General features: G+C 40.6%; 21 protein-coding genes. 13 read left to right on the forward strand and 8 right to left on the reverse strand.

Features of this window, described 5'->3' with window-relative positions; translation table 11 throughout:
* Nucleotides 1–31: 31 nt before the first annotated feature.
* The 4 genes from HMPREF9957_RS12820 to HMPREF9957_RS10460 form a co-directional block, all read right to left on the reverse strand.
* Nucleotides 32–1288, reverse strand: a complete 1257-nt coding sequence (locus HMPREF9957_RS12820; protein WP_000436600.1) for an ISL3 family transposase — start codon at nucleotides 1286–1288, stop codon at nucleotides 32–34.
* 209 nt (nucleotides 1289–1497) lie between these two features.
* Nucleotides 1498–2736, reverse strand: coding sequence for an NAD(P)H-dependent oxidoreductase (locus HMPREF9957_RS10450; RefSeq protein ID WP_000673654.1), 1239 nt, complete (start codon nucleotides 2734–2736; stop codon nucleotides 1498–1500).
* Between the two features lie 18 nt (nucleotides 2737–2754).
* Nucleotides 2755–3360, reverse strand: coding sequence for an NADPH-dependent FMN reductase (locus HMPREF9957_RS10455; protein WP_000915952.1), 606 nt, complete (start codon nucleotides 3358–3360; stop codon nucleotides 2755–2757).
* Between the two features lie 59 nt (nucleotides 3361–3419).
* On the reverse strand, nucleotides 3420–4343 hold the full coding sequence (locus HMPREF9957_RS10460) for an FAD:protein FMN transferase (RefSeq protein ID WP_001131404.1): 924 nt from the start codon (nucleotides 4341–4343) through the stop codon (nucleotides 3420–3422).
* Nucleotides 4344–4649: 306 nt separating this feature from the next.
* On the opposite strand from HMPREF9957_RS10460, the gene nox reads away from it, so the two are divergent.
* From nox to pdxT, 3 genes are all read left to right on the forward strand, one after another.
* Entirely contained in the window at nucleotides 4650–6029 is a 1380-nt protein-coding gene (gene nox, locus HMPREF9957_RS10465; RefSeq protein WP_000036780.1) for a H2O-forming NADH oxidase, read from the forward strand.
* A gap of 151 nt (nucleotides 6030–6180) precedes the next feature.
* Nucleotides 6181–7056: a pyridoxal 5'-phosphate synthase lyase subunit PdxS gene (gene pdxS, locus HMPREF9957_RS10470; RefSeq protein WP_000138517.1), complete on the forward strand. Its 876-nt coding sequence runs from the start codon at nucleotides 6181–6183 to the stop codon at nucleotides 7054–7056.
* Nucleotides 7057–7638 carry a pyridoxal 5'-phosphate synthase glutaminase subunit PdxT gene (gene pdxT, locus HMPREF9957_RS10475; protein WP_000689930.1) on the forward strand — a complete coding sequence of 194 codons (582 nt, stop codon included), beginning with the start codon at nucleotides 7057–7059 and terminating at the stop codon, nucleotides 7636–7638. It abuts the gene before it with no gap.
* A 20-nt stretch (nucleotides 7639–7658) separates the two neighbouring features.
* Here the strand turns inward: pdxT and trhA are convergent, their stop codons facing one another.
* Together trhA and HMPREF9957_RS10485 are read right to left on the reverse strand one after the other, a co-directional pair.
* Nucleotides 7659–8306, reverse strand: a complete 648-nt coding sequence (gene trhA, locus HMPREF9957_RS10480; RefSeq protein ID WP_001098003.1) for a PAQR family membrane homeostasis protein TrhA — start codon at nucleotides 8304–8306, stop codon at nucleotides 7659–7661.
* Nucleotides 8303–8749, reverse strand: a complete 447-nt coding sequence (locus HMPREF9957_RS10485; RefSeq protein WP_000858733.1) for a DUF1836 domain-containing protein — start codon at nucleotides 8747–8749, stop codon at nucleotides 8303–8305. The genes trhA and HMPREF9957_RS10485 overlap by 4 nt, the downstream gene beginning before the upstream one ends.
* Nucleotides 8750–8883: 134 nt before the next feature.
* Here HMPREF9957_RS10485 and HMPREF9957_RS10490 point away from each other — a divergent pair, with 134 nt between their 5' ends.
* The 7 genes from HMPREF9957_RS10490 to trxB all read left to right on the forward strand — a co-directional run bounded on the left by HMPREF9957_RS10490 (nucleotide 8884) and on the right by trxB (nucleotide 13238).
* Complete coding sequence (locus HMPREF9957_RS10490) at nucleotides 8884–9378, forward strand: GNAT family N-acetyltransferase (protein WP_000405851.1); 495 nt, start codon at nucleotides 8884–8886, stop codon at nucleotides 9376–9378.
* A complete protein-coding gene (locus HMPREF9957_RS10495; protein WP_001170332.1) occupies nucleotides 9378–9896 on the forward strand; it encodes a methylated-DNA--[protein]-cysteine S-methyltransferase in 519 nt (172 codons plus the stop codon). Before HMPREF9957_RS10490 ends, HMPREF9957_RS10495 begins: the two co-directional genes overlap by 1 nt.
* A gap of 5 nt (nucleotides 9897–9901) precedes the next feature.
* On the forward strand, nucleotides 9902–10258 hold the full coding sequence (locus HMPREF9957_RS10500; RefSeq protein WP_000889091.1) for an arsenate reductase family protein: 357 nt from the start codon (nucleotides 9902–9904) through the stop codon (nucleotides 10256–10258).
* Between the two features lie 157 nt (nucleotides 10259–10415).
* On the forward strand, nucleotides 10416–11216 hold the full coding sequence (locus tag HMPREF9957_RS10505) for an amino acid ABC transporter permease (protein WP_001103449.1): 801 nt from the start codon (nucleotides 10416–10418) through the stop codon (nucleotides 11214–11216).
* Nucleotides 11216–11959, forward strand: a complete 744-nt coding sequence (locus tag HMPREF9957_RS10510; RefSeq protein WP_000590966.1) for an amino acid ABC transporter ATP-binding protein — start codon at nucleotides 11216–11218, stop codon at nucleotides 11957–11959. The genes HMPREF9957_RS10505 and HMPREF9957_RS10510 overlap by 1 nt, the downstream gene beginning before the upstream one ends.
* 77 nt (nucleotides 11960–12036) lie before the next feature.
* Complete coding sequence (locus HMPREF9957_RS0102635; RefSeq protein ID WP_000926601.1) at nucleotides 12037–12261, forward strand: DUF4059 family protein; 225 nt, start codon at nucleotides 12037–12039, stop codon at nucleotides 12259–12261.
* 65 nt (nucleotides 12262–12326) lie between these two features.
* Nucleotides 12327–13238: a thioredoxin-disulfide reductase gene (gene trxB, locus HMPREF9957_RS10515; protein WP_000272338.1), complete on the forward strand. Its 912-nt coding sequence runs from the start codon at nucleotides 12327–12329 to the stop codon at nucleotides 13236–13238.
* Nucleotides 13239–13474: 236 nt separating this feature from the next.
* On the opposite strand, the gene rlmB is transcribed toward trxB, so the two are convergent.
* Together rlmB and def are read right to left on the reverse strand one after the other, a co-directional pair.
* Nucleotides 13475–14203: a 23S rRNA (guanosine(2251)-2'-O)-methyltransferase RlmB gene (gene rlmB, locus HMPREF9957_RS10520; RefSeq protein WP_000855739.1), complete on the reverse strand. Its 729-nt coding sequence runs from the start codon at nucleotides 14201–14203 to the stop codon at nucleotides 13475–13477.
* 44 nt (nucleotides 14204–14247) lie between these two features.
* Nucleotides 14248–14859: a peptide deformylase gene (gene def / locus HMPREF9957_RS10525; RefSeq protein ID WP_001272955.1), complete on the reverse strand. Its 612-nt coding sequence runs from the start codon at nucleotides 14857–14859 to the stop codon at nucleotides 14248–14250.
* A gap of 325 nt (nucleotides 14860–15184) precedes the next feature.
* On the opposite strand from def, the gene HMPREF9957_RS12825 reads away from it, so the two are divergent.
* The 3 genes from HMPREF9957_RS12825 to HMPREF9957_RS10555 are packed head-to-tail and all read left to right on the forward strand — an operon-like array spanning nucleotide 15185 to nucleotide 17990.
* Nucleotides 15185–16504: a CapA family protein gene (locus HMPREF9957_RS12825; protein WP_025170724.1), complete on the forward strand. Its 1320-nt coding sequence runs from the start codon at nucleotides 15185–15187 to the stop codon at nucleotides 16502–16504.
* Between the two features lie 21 nt (nucleotides 16505–16525).
* Nucleotides 16526–17353, forward strand: a complete 828-nt coding sequence (locus tag HMPREF9957_RS10550) for an HAD family hydrolase (protein WP_000153514.1) — start codon at nucleotides 16526–16528, stop codon at nucleotides 17351–17353.
* 1 nt (nucleotide 17354) lies between these two features.
* Nucleotides 17355–17990: an SGNH/GDSL hydrolase family protein gene (locus tag HMPREF9957_RS10555; protein ID WP_000290667.1), complete on the forward strand. Its 636-nt coding sequence runs from the start codon at nucleotides 17355–17357 to the stop codon at nucleotides 17988–17990.
* Nucleotides 17991–17992 lie beyond the last annotated feature (2 nt).

Consider the following 17992-nt stretch of genomic DNA (forward strand, 5'->3'; position numbering starts at 1 on the left):
TCTTTGTCAACTGTAGTGGGTTGATGAAAAGCTAAGATCTAGAAAGGACGAAATTTGTCCTTTCTTTTTTGATGTTGAGAGCGATAAAAATCCGTTTTTTGAAGTTTTCAAAGTTCCGAAAACCAAAGGCATTTCGCTTGATAAGTTTAATGAGATTATTAGTCGCCTCCAATTTGGCGTTAGAATAGGGTAATTGAAGAGCGTTGACTATTTTCTCATTATCCTTGAGAAAAGTTTTAAAGACGGTCTGAAAAAGAGGATGAACCTGCTTAAGATTGTCCTCAATGAGTCCGAAGAATTTCTCAGGGTCCTTGTTCTGAAAGTGAAAAAGTAAGAGCTGATAGACATTGTAGTGGTGTTTCAAGTCTTCTGAATAGCTCAAAAGCTTGTCTAGAATTTCTTTATTTGTTAAGTGCATACGAAAAGTAGGGCGATAAAATCGTTTATCACTCAGTTTACGACTATCCTGTTGAATGAGCTTCCAGTAACGTTTGATGGCCTTGTATTCATGAGATTTTCGATCGAACTGATTCATGATTTGAACACGGACACGACTCATAGCACGGCTGAGATGTTGGACAATGTGAAAGCGGTCGAGAACGATTTTAGCGTTAGGAAAAAGTTTTCTGGCAATATCGTAGTAGGGGCTAAACATATCCATAGTAATGATTTTCACTCGACATCGGACGGCTCTATCATATTTAAGAAAGTGATCTCGAATGACAGCTTGTGTTCTACCTTCAAGAACGGTGATAATGTTGAGATTATCAAAGTCTTGTGCAATGAAACTCATCTTTCCTTTAGTGAAGGCATACTCGTCCCAGGACATAATCTCAGGAAGACGAGAAAAATCATGCTTAAAGTTGAAATCATTGAGCTTTCGAATGACAGTTGAAGTTGAGATGGAAAGCTGATGGGCAATATCGGTCATAGAAGTCTTTTCAATCAACTTTTGCGCAATTTTTTGGTTGATAATACGAGGAATTTGATGATTCTTCTTGACGAGTGAGGTCTCGGAGACCATTATTTTAGAGCAATGATAGCACTTGAAACGACGCTTTTTAAGGAGGATTCTGGTAGGCATACCAGTTGTTTCGAGGTAAGGAATTTTCGACGGTTTTTGAAAGTCATATTTCTTCATTTGACTTCTGCAATCAGGGCAAGATGGGGCCTCATAATCCAGTTTAGCGATGATTTCCTTGTGTGTATCCCTATTGATGATATCCATAAATTGGATATTTGAGTCTTTGATATCGAGTAGTTTTGTGATAAAATGTAATTGTTCCATATGAATCTTTCTAATGAGTTGTTTGGTCGCTTTTCATTATAGGTCATATGGGACTTTTTTTCTACACAAAATAGGCTCCATAATATCCATAGGGGATTTACCCACTACAAATATTATAGAGCCTAAAATAATAACCAAAAGACTAGCAGACACAAACTGCTAGTCTTTTGTCACTTAAAAAGGAACCAATATGGTTCCCAAAACTATTATTAGTTACTTGCTCCAGATGTAGCGTCTGCGCCACCACCGTGGCCTCCAGCATCACCTGAATCAGAAGCTCCAGATGTGGCATCTGCGCCACCGTGGCCTCCGGCAGGAGCTGCAGCATTTCCACCAACTAGACGTTGACCAGTTGTATTGAGGTACCAGTCAAGCCATGGTTGGAAATTGAAGATAATCTCATTGATTCCAGCATATGAACCATCTGGGTAATACATTGCTTGGTAATTATGGGTATTAATAACGCCTTCAGGTGTTCCTGGCACAATTGTACGGACATATTCTTGATCCCCGTTACGCAATACGCCGACAACCCATTCAACGTTCTTCATTCTAGAATCTGGCAATGTACCGTGTACTGTTCCTAATCTATTTCCTGATTGAGCACGGACACGTTTACCAAACATTGTATCTGGGTCTTGGTGTGCGTTATTAAAGTACAAGAATTGATTATTATCATCTGCAAATGTCAATTCAAATGGCATTGCTTTCAAGAACATGTCAAGTTGGTTAACTGTCAAGATACCGTGGTCTAATTTAACGTAAGTATCTCCAGAAACAGCTCCAACAAGTTCAGCAGCTTTTTCTACCCATTCAGGATCATCTGGATCAACACCTTGGATGGTAGTTGCAATTGAATTTGTACAATATAAATCTTCTGGCTCAATTGGTTTTGGTTTTTTCAATTTTGAAACGACTCCCACATATTTTACAAAGTTGTCCAAGCATGTTTCAAGGAAATTAATAGTTCCTTCATTTGTGATATTCCCATTAACATCAAATGCTTCTTTAGCTTTACCGAGAAGGAATTCGTTACCTGGAAGCGTATAGGCATTAACACCTGGAGCGTCAAGAATCTTACGAAGGTGAACTTGGGCACGAGAAGTACCTTGGTCATAGTAAGAAGCTCCAACAATCATGACTGGTTTGTTTTCAAATGGATGAACCTCGTATGAAAGCCATTCAAGAACAGATTTAAGAGAAGCTGAGATTGTGTGGTTGTGCTCAGGAGTAGCAATAATGACACCATCAGCACGAGTAATTCTGTTATACAAGAGACGCAATTGGAAGCTTTCGTCCCATTTTTCGTCTTGGTTAAACATTGGAACTTCATCAATTTCGAGGACTTCTAATTCAAATTTGAGTTTGAAGTGACGACGGATGAATTCCAAGAGTTTACGGTTATATGATTGATCGTAGTTTGATCCTACAAGTCCAACAAATTTCATTCTTTTTGGTCTCCTATCTTACAAATTTTCCCAGTCAAAGTCTTCAGCATCTTTGCGAAGTAATTCTTGTGCATTGCGCAATTTTTCTGTGATTTTTACAAAGATACGGAAGTCGTCAAAAGTGGCATCCAGTTTTTTAATAACATCAAGATCTACTAGATCTCCACTTGGGTTAAAGGCTTGAAGAGAATGTGAAAGCAAGAATTCATCAGGAAGGACACTTGCTTTGATTTCTGGAGCATTCAAGATTTGGCGAAGTTGCATTTGAGCACGTGATGAACCGAGTGTACCGTAAGAAGCACCTGTAATCATAATTGGTTTGTTCAAGAGTGGGTAAATACCATAAGACAACCAAGCAAGAGCGCTCATCAAAACAGCTGGGATAGAGTGGTCGTACTCAGGAGTACCGATAATAACGCCATCTGCTTCTTCAATTTTAGCAGCAATTTCTAAGATTTCAGCAGGTACTTGCTTGTCAGCTGGTTTATTGAAGACAGGAATGTCTTTGATTTCAACAAGTTCAATTTCAGCTTTTTCAGCAAAGTGTTTTTGCATGTATTGAAGCAATTGACGGTTTGTAGAACGTTTTGAATTTGTTCCAACAATAGCAATAAGTTTTAACATGAGATTTCCTTTCTCTTTTTACATAATACGATTTTAAAACTCCATTGAAACAGTTGTCTCTATAGAGTAGGAATTCCTGAAGAACAACTTAGGCGACCTTCCTTATCAATGAGGATGACTTCGATGCCCTCCAAACTTTCGACTTGCCAGAGGATAGAAGCAGGTCTTTCTCCAAAGAGTCGAGTTGTCCAGATTTCACCATCAACTGACTTATCAGAGATAATTGTCAGACTAGCGAGTTCTGTTTCAACAGGATATCCTGTCTGGCTGTCAAAAATGTGATGGTAATCTTTTCCATCGACTGTCAGGTGACGTTCATAAATGCCTGAAGTCACGACAGATTGATTGACAACAGGGATGGTCATTAAGTGATTTCCCCTTGGATTGGCTGGGTCTTGGATCCCAATTTGCCAAGGCTGATTTCCTCTTGCCTGATTTTTTCCAATGGTCAGGATATTCCCTCCCAGATTGATTAAGGCAGATGTCACTCCCTCTTCTCTCAGAAATTGGGCAACCTTATCCGCACTATAACCCTTGGCTAAACAACCAAGATCGATCTTCATTCCTTTCTGCTTTAAGAATACAGTGGAAGTAGAAGAATCTAACTCGATATCATGAGGATTGATTAAAGGTAGCACCGATTCAATTTCTTGAGGCTGGGCAACCTTGGCATCTGAAAAACCGATGCGCCAAGTTTGAATCAAGGGACCAATGCTGATATTGAGGTGGCTAGAGGGCGCTAGGCTATGCTCTAACCCAAGTGAAATCAGTTCGAACAGGTCTGGATGAACCTTGACGGGGGCTATTCCAGCTTGATGATTGATTTCCATCAACTCAGATTCTTGGCTATTGGCATTGAAGCGGTATTCGAGCTCTTTGAGTAAATCAAAAGATTTTTGGAGCAAGATATCTGCTTGCACATCCACTAATGAAATAGTGATAGTGGTTCCCATTAGGCGTTCAGAATGTGAACTAAGAGGCAAACTACCAACTCCTTTCTCTTATGAAAAGAAGGTTGAAATATAGTAAATTTATGAAAAATGAACCCCTTACATTTTCTTTCCATGATACTAGCATACCATAAAGTCAGCGTTTTCACAAATAAAATTTGAAAACTTGTCAAGAAATATGCTCAAGAAATGAAGAAAAATTGCAAGAATCCGTGTTAAGATACAGATTATTTACATTTTTTTACAAAAAAATCGGGAAAATTAGCTAAACTCTTGTAAACGCTAACAGTAAATGGTATACTAGAAGGGTAAATTTAAAATTGAAGGTAGGAATTTTTTATGAGTAAAATCGTTGTAGTCGGTGCTAACCACGCTGGTACAGCATGTATCAATACCATGTTGGATAATTTTGGAAATGAGAACGAAATTGTTGTATTTGACCAAAACTCTAACATCTCTTTCCTAGGATGTGGAATGGCTCTTTGGATTGGGGAACAAATTGACGGTGCTGAAGGCTTGTTCTATTCTGATAAAGAAAAATTGGAAGCTAAAGGTGCTAAGGTTTATATGAATTCACCAGTTCTTTCAATCGACTATGATAACAAAGTAGTTACAGCGGAAGTTGAAGGAAAAGAGCACAAAGAATCATACGAAAAATTGATTTTCGCTACAGGTTCTACACCAATCTTGCCACCAATCGAAGGTGTTGAAATTGTTAAAGGAAACCGCGAATTTAAAGCAACTCTTGAAAACGTACAATTCGTGAAATTGTACCAAAATGCTGAAGAAGTTATCAATAAACTTGCTGATAAGAGCCAACACCTTGACCGTATCGCCGTTGTTGGTGGTGGTTACATCGGTGTTGAACTTGCTGAAGCCTTTGAACGTCTTGGAAAAGAAGTTGTCCTTGTTGATATCGTTGATACTGTCTTGAACGGTTACTATGACAAAGACTTCACACAAATGATGGCCAAGAACTTGGAAGACCACAACATCCGCTTGGCTCTTGGTCAAACTGTTAAAGCAATCGAAGGTGACGGTAAAGTTGAACGCTTGATTACTGATAAAGAAACTTTCGATGTGGACATGGTTATCCTTGCAGTTGGTTTCCGTCCAAACACAGCCCTTGCTGACGGTAAGATTGAACTCTTCCGTAACGGTGCCTTTCTTGTAGATAAGAAACAAGAAACTTCAATTCCAGGTGTATTTGCAGTTGGTGACTGTGCGACTGTCTATGATAATGCTCGTAAAGACACTAGCTACATTGCCCTTGCTTCAAATGCTGTTCGTACTGGTATCGTTGGTGCCTACAACGCTTGTGGTCATGAATTGGAAGGAATCGGTGTGCAAGGATCAAACGGTATCTCAATCTATGGTCTTCACATGGTTTCAACTGGTTTGACTCTTGAAAAAGCGAAAGCTGCAGGTTACAATGCGACTGAAACAGGCTTTAACGATCTTCAAAAACCAGAATTCATGAAACATGACAACCATGAAGTAGCAATTAAGATTGTCTTTGACAAAGATAGCCGTGAAATTCTTGGTGCCCAAATGGTTTCACATGATATTGCAATTAGCATGGGAATCCATATGTTCTCACTTGCTATTCAAGAGCATGTTACAATTGATAAATTGGCCTTGACAGATCTCTTCTTCTTGCCACACTTCAACAAACCATATAACTACATCACAATGGCTGCCCTTACAGCTGAAAAATAAAAATAAATGAGCTATCTGGCCTTAAGTTAAGGTCAGATAGTTTTTAGTTAATCTGTACCCATACAATTGCGTTTTTTTTATCTTGTGGTTCATCCTTTTCTGACTTAAAATGAAATAGTAGCTACCAATACAAATGATGAGGATAAAACAAATGACTGAAAATCGTTATGAATTAAATAAAAACTTGGCGCAGATGCTCAAAGGTGGGGTTATCATGGACGTTCAAAATCCTGAACAGGCTCGTATTGCAGAGGCTGCTGGTGCGGCAGCTGTTATGGCCTTGGAGCGGATTCCAGCTGATATTCGTGCAGCTGGTGGCGTTTCCCGTATGAGTGACCCAAAGATGATTAAGGAAATCCAAGAAGCGGTTAGTATTCCAGTAATGGCCAAGGTCAGAATCGGGCATTTTGTGGAAGCTCAGATTTTAGAGGCTATTGAAATTGACTATATCGATGAGAGTGAAGTTCTATCTCCAGCTGATGACCGTTTCCATGTGGATAAGAAAGAATTCCAAGTTCCTTTTGTTTGTGGGGCTAAGGATTTGGGAGAAGCCTTGCGTCGTATCGCTGAAGGTGCTTCTATGATTCGTACAAAAGGAGAACCAGGTACAGGAGATATTGTCCAAGCTGTTCGCCATATGCGTATGATGAATCAGGAAATTCGTCGCATTCAAAATCTACGTGAGGACGAACTTTATGTTGCTGCTAAGGACTTGCAAGTCCCTGTAGAATTGGTTCAATATGTCCATGAACATGGGAAATTGCCAGTTGTAAACTTCGCAGCTGGAGGCGTTGCAACGCCAGCAGATGCTGCGTTGATGATGCAATTAGGGGCAGAGGGTGTCTTTGTCGGTTCAGGTATTTTTAAGTCAGGCGATCCTGTTAAACGAGCGAGTGCCATTGTTAAGGCTGTGACTAACTTCCGTAATCCTCAAATCCTAGCTCAAATCTCTGAAGATCTAGGAGAAGCCATGGTGGGTATTAATGAAAATGAAATCCAAATTCTCATGGCTGAGCGAGGAAAATAGATGAAAATTGGAATATTGGCCTTGCAAGGTGCCTTTGCAGAACATGCAAAAGTACTAGATAAACTAGGAGTCGCTAGTGTCGAAATCAGAAATCTAGATGATTTTCAGAAACATCAGACTGACTTGTCAGGTTTGATTTTGCCTGGTGGTGAGTCTACAACCATGGGCAAGCTCTTACGAGACCAGAACATGTTGATTCCCATCCGAGAAGCCATTCTATCTGGTTTACCAGCCTTTGGGACCTGTGCTGGCTTGATTTTGCTGGCTAAGGAAATTGCTTCCCAGGAAGAGAGTCATCTAGGAACTATGGATATGGTGGTCGAGCGCAATGCTTATGGACGCCAGCTTGGAAGTTTTTATACCGAAGCAGAATGTAAGGGAGTCGGTCAGATTCCAATGACTTTTATTCGCGGTCCGATTATTAGTAGTGTTGGAGAAGATGTAGAAATTCTAGCAACAGTTGAAGATCAAATCGTTGCAGCCCAAGAAAAAAATATGCTGGTAACCTCTTTTCATCCAGAATTGACTGATGATGTGCGCTTGCACCAGTACTTTATCGAAATGTGTAAAGAAAAAAGTTGAGATTGAATTTCTCAACTTTTTTACATGTAATAAACAATGGCGATGTATTGGAGTGCGGACGCAGCTAGGATAAAGAGATGCCAAATCATGTGGAAATAAGGTTTTTTCTTTGCATAAAACCCAGCTCCAACTGTATAACAGAGTCCGCCAGTTACCATGAGACTCCAGAAAATTGGCGTTGTTTGACTGATAATGGCAGGAATGATAGCTAGAACCAACCAGCCCATAATCAGGTAAAGAGCAAGGCTAAATTTCTCATTGACTTTTTTAGCAAAGATTTTATAGAGAATACCAAAGATTGTCGTTCCCCATTGGATGTCAATAATTAGATAACCAAACCAGTTATTCATTAAGGTCAAGACGACGGGCGTGTATGAGCCGGCAATAGCAACATAAATCATAGAATGATCAATGATTCTCAAGACATATTTATGGGTCGAACCATAGGCCATAGAGTGGTAAATGGTGGATGATAGAAACATGAGAAAGAGACTAATAACGAAAATGGAAACGCCAATAGATGATAAAAATCCGTGTGTCTCATAACTATAGGTTGATGAAATGGGGAGTAAGATGAGCATTATGACTGCACCTACGGCATGGGTCACGCTATTAGCAATCTCCTCTCCAAAACTGAGTTGTTTGCTGAGTTTAAGACTAGTGTTCATTGGATTACCTCCTCTTGAGTATGATGGATTAAGGCTAGAGTTTGATGATAGAGTTTAACGGTTTGGCAGCTGGTTTGGATGATAGGGTTAGCTGGGTCAACTCCTTGGTTCATGTAGTCCACAAAAGCATCGTAGAGTTGCTCTGAACTTGCTTGACTTTGGAGAGTATTCAGTGTCTGGGCTATTTCTTGAATAGAGAATACCGACTTGAGGGTTGTGATAGCAATCAGACGGGCAATTTGTTGGCGTTGGTATTTTTTCTTGTCAGGCTTTGTCAGATAGCCATGTTTCACATAATTATTGACCATAGATGCTGTTAGGCCCTTGTCTTTATCTGGAGAGACAGGAGAGCAGACCTGATTGACATAGAGTAACACCTGGTCCAGATAGAGGTCAATGTTTGGAATTTCTGCCCATTTTGGGTAGGAAAAGGTAGTTTTCATTTTCAACTCCTTTTTATCTAGTTTTAATAACTAGATTATAAAATAACAAAAACAAAAAGTCAAGTTTTAACTGCTTGTGAAAAGGCTTAAATTATGCTATGATGGGAGAAACTAGTCAGAAATGAGGAGAAAAGATGGAAATTCGTTTAGCTTTTCCAAATGAAGTAGATGCCATTATGCAGGTGATGGAGGACGCTAAAAAACGTTTAGCAGATGCTGGTAGTGACCAGTGGCAAAATGGTTATCCAAATGCTGATATTATTATTGAGGATATTATCTCAGGTCAAGCCTATGTAGCCTTGGAAGAGGGAGAACTACTAGCTTATGCAGCTGTGACCAAGAGTCCAGAGGCAGCCTATGAAGCCATTTATGAAGGAAACTGGCAAGCTGGAGAGTCAGAGTACCTAGTCTTTCACCGTATTGCTGTGGCAGCAGATGTGCAGGGACAAGGAGTTGCTCAGACTTTCCTAGAGGGCTTGATTGAAGGTTTTGACTATCTAGATTTTCGCTCAGATACGCATGTTGCAAACAAGGCCATGCAGCATATTTTTGAAAAACTAGGTTTTAAACAGGTTGGTAAGGTTCCAGTTGATGGTGAACGCTTGGCCTATCAAAAATTGAAGAAATAATGCAAAAGAAGTACGCAAAAATACTCTACTCTTCGCCAATTGGCTCCCTTTCTCTTGTAGCTGATGACCATCATTTGTATGGGATTTGGGTGCAGGAGCAGAAACATTTTGAGAGGGGGATAGGAGATGAAACAATAGAAGAAGTTGTTAGTCACCCCATTTTAGACCCAGTTATTGCTTGTTTAGATGCTTACTTTATAGGCAAGCCTCAGGATTTATCCGACTTTCCCTTGGCGCCAATCGGAACGGATTTTGAAAAGAGAGTTTGGTCCTATTTACAGGAAATTCCTTATGGTCAGACAGTAACCTATGGACAAATAGCCCAAGACCTGCAAGTGGCTTCTGCTCAAGCAATTGGTGGAGCTGTAGGACGTAATCCTTGGTCTATCCTAGTACCTTGTCATCGTGTGCTGGGAGCAGGCAAGCGTCTGACTGGTTATGCCGCAGGAGTGGAAAAGAAAGCTTGGCTCTTGGAGCATGAAGGCGCAGATTTTAAAGATATAAATAATAGAAAGTGAAAGACATGTTAGAATTTATCGAATACCCAAAATGTTCAACTTGTAAAAAAGCAAAACAAGAATTAAACCAACTCGGTGTGGACTACAAAGCCGTCCATATCGTGGAAGAAACACCTAGTCAAGAAGTCATTTTAAACTGGCTAGAAACCTCAGGGTTCGAGTTGAAGCAATTTTTTAACACCAGTGGAATCAAATACCGTGAATTGGGGCTGAAAGATAAGGTAGGAAGTCTGTCAAATCAAGAAGCAGCTGAGTTGCTAGCAAGCGACGGTATGTTATTAAAACGACCGATTCTAGTGGAGAATGGAACTGTTAAGCAAATCGGTTATCGAAAAGCTTACGAAGAATTGGGACTGAAATAGTTTTTATCTATCTCTTTGATAGATAAAATATATAACCTCCCTGTTTCAAAGTATGATAAACTAGTAGGTAGACAAAGTCTGTATCTGACCGTAGCAAATAATTTCATTGACGGCAGAAGTATGGTAGAATGAATCATTATCAGGAGAGGATGTTTTTATGAATGTTACAACGATTTTAGCATCAGATTGGTACCAAAACTTGATGCAATTGATTCCGGATGGCAAGCTGTTTAGCCTGCGTTCGGTCTTTGATGGGATTCCAAGAATTGTCCAACAACTTCCAACAACAATTATGTTGACCATTGGTGGGGCCCTTTTTGGTTTGGTTTTGGCACTTCTTTTTGCCATTGTGAAAATCAATCGTGTCAAAATTTTATATCCCTTGCAGGCCTTCTTTGTTAGCTTCTTAAAAGGGACACCGATTTTGGTGCAGCTCATGTTGACCTACTACGGAATTCCTTTGGCTTTGAAAGCCCTCAATCAGCAATGGGGAACTGGTCTCAATATCAATGCGATTCCAGCCGCTGCTTTTGCGATTGTCGCCTTTGCTTTCAATGAAGCAGCTTATGCGAGTGAAACCATTCGTGCAGCCATTCTCTCAGTCAATCCTGGTGAGATTGAAGCGGCACGCAGTCTGGGGATGACCCGAGCACAAGTTTATCGACGAGTGATTATTCCAAATGCAGCAGTTGTGGCGACTCCAACCTTGATTAATTCCCTAATCGGCTTGACCAAGGGAACTTCCCTAGCCTTTAGTGCGGGTGTTGTGGAAGTCTTTGCCCAAGCTCAGATTCTGGGTGGAGCTGATTACCGCTATTTTGAACGCTTTATTTCCGTTGCCCTTGTTTATTGGGTGGTCAATATCGGAATTGAAAGCCTCGGTCGTTTCATCGAGAGAAAAATGGCTATTTCTGCACCTGATACAGTGCAGACAGATGTGAAAGGAGACCTTCGTTAATGATTAAGATTTCGAATTTAAGTAAATCCTTTTCAGGACAGACTGTCTTGGATCATCTGGACTTGGATATCCAAAAAGGAGAAGTTGTAGCCTTGATTGGTTCTTCAGGAGCTGGAAAATCAACCTTTCTTCGCAGTCTCAATTATCTTGAAACACCTGACAGTGGCTCTATTCAGATTGATGATTTCTCAGTTGATTTTTCTAAGATCACTCAAGAAGAAATCCTTGCCCTACGTCGTAAGCTGTCTATGGTTTTCCAACAGTTTAATTTGTTTGAACGCCGCACAGCACTTGATAATGTGAAAGAAGGCTTGGTTGTTGTCAAGAAATTATCTGACCAAGAAGCAACCAAGATTGCCAAGGAAGAGTTGGCTAAGGTTGGGCTTTCTGATCGTGAAAACCATTACCCTCGCCATTTATCAGGTGGACAGAAGCAACGGGTTGCCTTGGCGCGTGCTCTCGCTATGAAACCAGATGTCTTGCTCTTAGACGAACCAACTTCAGCCCTTGACCCAGAATTGGTCGGTGAAGTAGAAAAGTCTATTGCAGATGCTGCTAAGTCAGGTCAGACTATGATTTTGGTCAGTCATGACATGTCCTTTGTAGCCCAAGTGGCTGATAAGATTCTCTTCTTAGATAAGGGGAAAATCATCGAGTCTGGAACACCGGATGAGATTATCCACCGTCCTAAAGAAGAACGGACAAAAGAATTCTTTGCTAGTTACAAACGGACTTATATTTGATATAATAGATAAAGAAAAACTCAGTTAGCTGGACTAGCTGAGTTTACTCTTTAAAAAAGATAGAAATGAGAGAAATCATGCTACTGCAACTATTTTCTTTATATTTCGAGAGTTTGATCTTGACCACCATCCTCGTCCTGGTTTTTTTAGGGATTTGGATTGGACTGAGAGCCATGTCGGGAGTTGATAAGACAGCCAAGGCTCGCCAAGCCCATCTCTATGATATGATTATGATTGGGGTCTTGGTTGTTCCAGTATTATCCTTTGCGGTTATGAGTTTAATTCTTGTTTTCAAGGCATAATCCTTGCTTGATTGACAAGAAAGAGTTAGAATAAAGATAGTTACAACAAGAAAGAAGGAATCTATATGTACGATACTATTATTATCGGTGCTGGACCTGCAGGGATGACTGCAGCCTTGTATGTTGCTCGAAGCAATCTGAAAGTAGCCTTGATTGAAGGTGGTCTGCCAGGTGGTCAGATGAATAATACATCTGATATTGAAAATTATCCAGGATACGCTAATATTAGTGGGCCAGAATTGGCAGAAAAGATGTTTGAACCGCTTGAAAATCTTGGTGTTGAGCACATTTATGGCTATGTTGAAAATGTCGAAGACCATGGTGATTTTAAGAAAGTGATGACCGATGACCAAACATATGAAACACGTACAGTTATCGTAGCGACTGGCTCTAAACACCGTCCTTTGGGAGTACCTGGAGAAGAAGAACTGAACAGTCGTGGTGTTTCTTACTGTGCCGTATGTGATGGTGCTTTCTTCCGTGACCAAGATTTGTTGGTAGTTGGTGGTGGAGATTCGGCTGTTGAAGAAGCTCTCTTCTTGACTCGCTTTGCTAAGACTGTTACCATTGTTCACCGTCGTGACCAACTTCGTGCTCAAAAGGTTTTACAAGACCGCGCCTTTGCGAATGAGAAAATCAGCTTTATTTGGGATTCTGTAGTGAAGGAAATCAAGGGTGAAAACAGAGTAGAATCTGTCGTTTTTGAAAATGTGAAAACAGGTCAAGTGACAGAGCAAGCCTTCGGTGGTGTCTTTATCTATGTTGGTTTGGACCCTCTTAGCGATTTTGTTAAAGAATTGAATATTCAAGACAAGGCTGGATGGATTGTGACAGATAATCACATGAAGACTGCAGTTGATGGTATCTTTGCAGTTGGAGATGTTCGTTTGAAAGATCTTCGCCAAGTGACAACAGCAGTTGGAGATGGAGCTATCGCTGGTCAAGAAGCCTATAAATTTATCACAGAACATAGTTAATACACTTCGAAAATCTCTTCAAACCACGTCAGTTTCGCTTTGCCGTAGGTATATGTAACTGACTTCGTCAGTTCTATCCACAACCTCAAAACAGTGTTTTGAACTGACTTCGTCAGTCTTATCTACAACCTCAAAGCACTGCTTTGAGCTGTCTACAGCTAGCTTCCTAGTTTGCTCTTTGATTTTCATTGAGTATAATCATAAAAAAGTTTCCAATCAGATGACTGGAAACTTTTTTATAGTCTATTTCGAAAAACTTCGTACATGAGAATGGCTGCAGCAACACTGGCATTAAGGCTTTGAACATGTCCATTCATAGGAATGGTAATCATTTCATCGACCTGTTTTTTGATGTTGCTAGAGATACCTTTTCCTTCATTTCCAATGATGAGGGCGATTTTCCCTTTTGTATTCCACTTGTGGCAAGGAGTACCGTTCATATCCGTTCCAAAGGTCCAGAAGCCTTCATCCTTGAGTTTGTCTAGAGTTTGGCTTAGATTGGTCACTCGGGCAATGGGAACGTGTTCAATAGCACCTGTGGCCGTTTTGGCAACGACAGGAGTAACTCCGACAGCACGGTGCTTGGGAATGATGATCCCTGAAACATTGGTCGCATCAGCGGTTCTTAAGATGGAGCCTAAGTTGTGAGGATCAGTTAAGCCATCCAGAATCAATAGAAGTGGATTTTCTTCTTGGCGTGTTTTGGCAAGGATGTGATCCAACTCACTATAGGCAAATTCGGACACTCGTAGAACAAAACCTTGGTGGACAGCACCTTCAGTCATCTCAGAGAGGGATTTTTTTGATGTCCAAGAAATGGACACCTTCTTTTCTGTAGCCAGCTCCTTGACTTTCTCAACATTCTTACCCCGGAGATCTTCTTGGAGGTAGAGTTTGTTTCCTGTGTTTGCAAGGAGGGCTTCGGTAACGGCGTGGACGCCATAGACAATATCATTTGTTTTCATGCCTCTATTATAACACAAAACCCCGTCTTGCAACGGGATTTTCTTTATTCCAAAATCAGTAAACCATCTTTAACTTCAAATGGGTCTTTTTCATTGATACGGTCGTAAAACATGATTCCGTTGATGTGGTCAATTTCATGCTGAACAACGATGGAGTTGTAGCCTTTGAGTTTGATACGGTGTTTTTCTCCATCCTTGTCAAAGTAGTCAACAGTAACGCGGGCATGGCGAATAACATAGCCAGGCACGTTGCGGTCAACAGATAGGCAACCTTCTCCTTCACCAAGAGCAGCGTCTTGAACAGAGTGAGAGACGATTTTTGGATTGTACATAATGGCTTGTAAGTCGTAGGCTTCCTGTGGCGTTTCGCCTTCTTCAACAATATTTGGCACCAAAACAGCGATAATGCGTTTTGAGATATCCAACTGAGGAGCAGCCAGTCCTACCCCACCGCGTAGCCCCATTTTTTCAGCCATGACAGGATCTTGGGAATGTTTGAGGAATTGCATCATCTTTTCGCCAAGGATGATTTCTTGGTCAGACAAGGGGAAAGTGACTTCCTCAGCAACTGCGCGTAGAGTAGGATTCCCCTCGCGGATAATATCGTTCATATCAATTAAGTGAGCAGCTTTTGTAATACGTTCTATAGCAGACATTTTCTCTCCTTTCATTACCTCTACATGATAACACAAAATGACAAGGATTGAAAGTATTACAGCCTTTAGGATTTATAGAAAATAGATAGGAAGTTCAATTCATACTCAATGAAAATCAAAGAGCAAACTAGGAAGCTAGCCGCAGGTTGCTCAAAAAACTGTTTTGAGGTTGCAGATAGAACTGACGAAGTCAGTAACATATATACGGTAAGGCGACGCTGACGTGGTTTGAAGAGATTTTCGAAGAGTATCAATTGTGAAAGAATTACTTATCTATGATATAATAAAAAGAAAAGGCTTGCATAAGAAAGTAGGGAGAATGAAGATGAAAAGAAGACAAGATAGAAATCAGGGTGGTTTAGCTTTTCGTTTTATGAAGGGCTTGGTAAACTTTTTTAGGAGTTATCGCAGGTGGAGCAATAAAGGATTTGTGGCGGTACTCTTGCTAGCAGTTGCTTTATCAATGGGCTTGGTCTTGTTGTTTGAAAGTTTCCAAGGCATGCCTCTGACCAGTCAAAAACGAGATACTATTTCTCAAGAAGGGACTAAGCAAAAGTCTCAGGAGCAGGAAGAGGAAAAATCTGCTAGAATTATGGCCAACGGAGATTTGCTCTACCACGATGGACTTTTCTTTTCAGCTAAAAAAGAAGACGGTACCTATGACTTTCATGAGAATTTTGAGTATGTGACACCTTGGCTTAAGCAAGCAGATTTAGCTATTGGTGACTTTGAAGGAACCATTAATAAGGATCATTATTTAGCAGGTTATCCTCTCTTTAATGCTCCTGCTGAAGTTATGGATGCCATTAAGGATGCAGGTTATCATGTGCTGGATTTAGCTCATAATCATATTTTGGATTCGCAAATTGAGGGAGTTATTTCAACGGCTGATATTATTGAGAAAGCTGGAATCACTCCAATCGGAGTTTATACGCATGAACCACGTGATCAGGCTCCGCTGGTCATTAAGGAAGTGAATGGGATCAAGGTTGCTCTTTTGGCCTATTCTTATGGATTCAATGGAATTGAGCAGTATATTTCTCAGGAAGACTATAATCGTTATCTTTCAGATTTAAACGAAGATAAGATGAAGGCTGAAATTGAACGGGCAGAGAAGGAAGCAGATATCACCATTATCATGCCTCAGATGGGTGTGGAGTATCGCTTGGAACCAACTGAAGAACAAAAAGCTCTTTATCACAAGATGATTGATTGGGGGGCGGATATCATCTTTGGAGGGCATCCTCACGTTGTTGAACCATCTGAAACGGTTGAAAAAGATGGAGAAAAGAAACTCATTATCTATTCAATGGGGAACTTCATTTCCAATCAACGGATTGAATCTATGGGAGATGAAGAAAATGCTAAGTGGACTGAACGTGGCGTTCTCATGGACGTGACCATTAAGAAGAAGGATGGAAAAACAACTATCGGAACAGCTAAAGCTCATCCTACTTGGGTCAATCGAACACCAAAGGGAACCTTTTCACCAGAAGGCTATCCTTTATATCATTATCAAACCTATATCTTGGAAGATTTCATCGAGGGTGGCAGTCATCGTGACCAATTAGATGAAGCGACTAAGGAACGAATTGATACAGCCTATAAAGAAATGAACGAACATGTGGGATTGAAGTGGGACTAGATTGAATTCAGAGGAAAGAAAATGACGATTAAAGTAATTGCGACAGATATGGATGGGACCTTGCTGGATGCTAGAGGCCAGCTTGATATCCCACGCTTGGAAAAGATTTTAGATCAGTTGGATCAAAGGGGCATTCGTTTTGTCATCGCGACGGGCAATGAAATTCACCGCATGAGGCAACTACTGGAGCACTTGGTGGAACGAGTGGTTCTGGTTGTTGCCAACGGTGCTCGTATATTTGAAAACAATGAACTGATTCAGGCTCAGACTTGGGATGATGCCATTGTCGATAAGGCTTTGGCTCATTTCAAGGGTCGAGCGTGTCAGGACCAGTTTGTGGTAACGGGGATAAAGGGTGGTTTCGTCAAGGAAGGTACGATTTTTACAGACCTTGAAAGTTTTATGACTCCAGAAATGATTGAAAAATTCTACCAACGGATGCAGTTTGTGGATGAATTAACCTCTGACCTCTTTGGTGGTGTGCTCAAGATGAGTATGGTTGTTGGTGAGGAACGTTTGAGTTCGGTCTTGGAAGAAATCAATGACCTCTTTGATGGCCGTGTTCGGGCTGTATCGAGTGGCTATGGTTGCATTGATATCCTCCAAGCTGGAATTCATAAAGCATGGGGCTTGGAAGAATTACTCAAGCGCTGGGACTTGAACCCCCAACAAATCATGGCTTTTGGTGACAGTGAAAATGATGTTGAAATGCTTGAAATGGCTGGAATTGCCTATGCGATGGAAAATGCTGATGACAAAGCCAAAGCTGTTGCGACGGCTCTAGCGCCAGCCAACAGCCAAGGAGGAGTTTATCAAGTCTTGGAAAACTGGTTAGAAAAAGGAGAATGAAGTGGCAGTACAGTTATTAGAAAATTGGTTACTAAAGGAACAAGAAAAAATCCAAACCAAGTATCGTCACTTAAATCGCATTTCTGTTGTTGAACCAGATGTTCTTTTTATTGGGGATTCCATTGTCGAATATTATCCTCTGCAGGAACTATTCGGGACTTCAAAGACAATTGTCAATCGAGGAATTCGTGGCTATCAGACAGGACTGTTACTAGAGAATCTAGATGCGCATCTGTACGGTGGAGCAGTAGATAAAATTGTCCTTTTGATTGGGACAAATGATATCGGAAAAGATGTGCCTGTGAATGAGGCTCTCAATAATCTCGAAGCTATCATACAATCCATTGCTCGCGATTATCCATTGACTGAGATTAAATTGCTTTCTATTTTGCCAGTCAATGAAGGAGAGGAGTACAAGCAGACAGTCTATATCCGCACGAATGAAAAAATTCAAAAATGGAATCAAGCCTATCAAGAAATTGCTTCTGCCTATATGCAGGTAGAATTTGTGCCAGTTTTTGATAGTTTGACAGACCAAGCAGGCCAACTCAAAAAAGAATATACAACTGATGGACTGCACCTTAGTGTTACTGGTTATCAGGTTTTGACAAAAGCCTTGAAAGACTATCTTGTGTAGTT

The organism is Streptococcus mitis SK1080 (genome assembly GCF_000220085.1).
Taxonomy (GTDB): domain Bacteria; phylum Bacillota; class Bacilli; order Lactobacillales; family Streptococcaceae; genus Streptococcus; species Streptococcus mitis_K.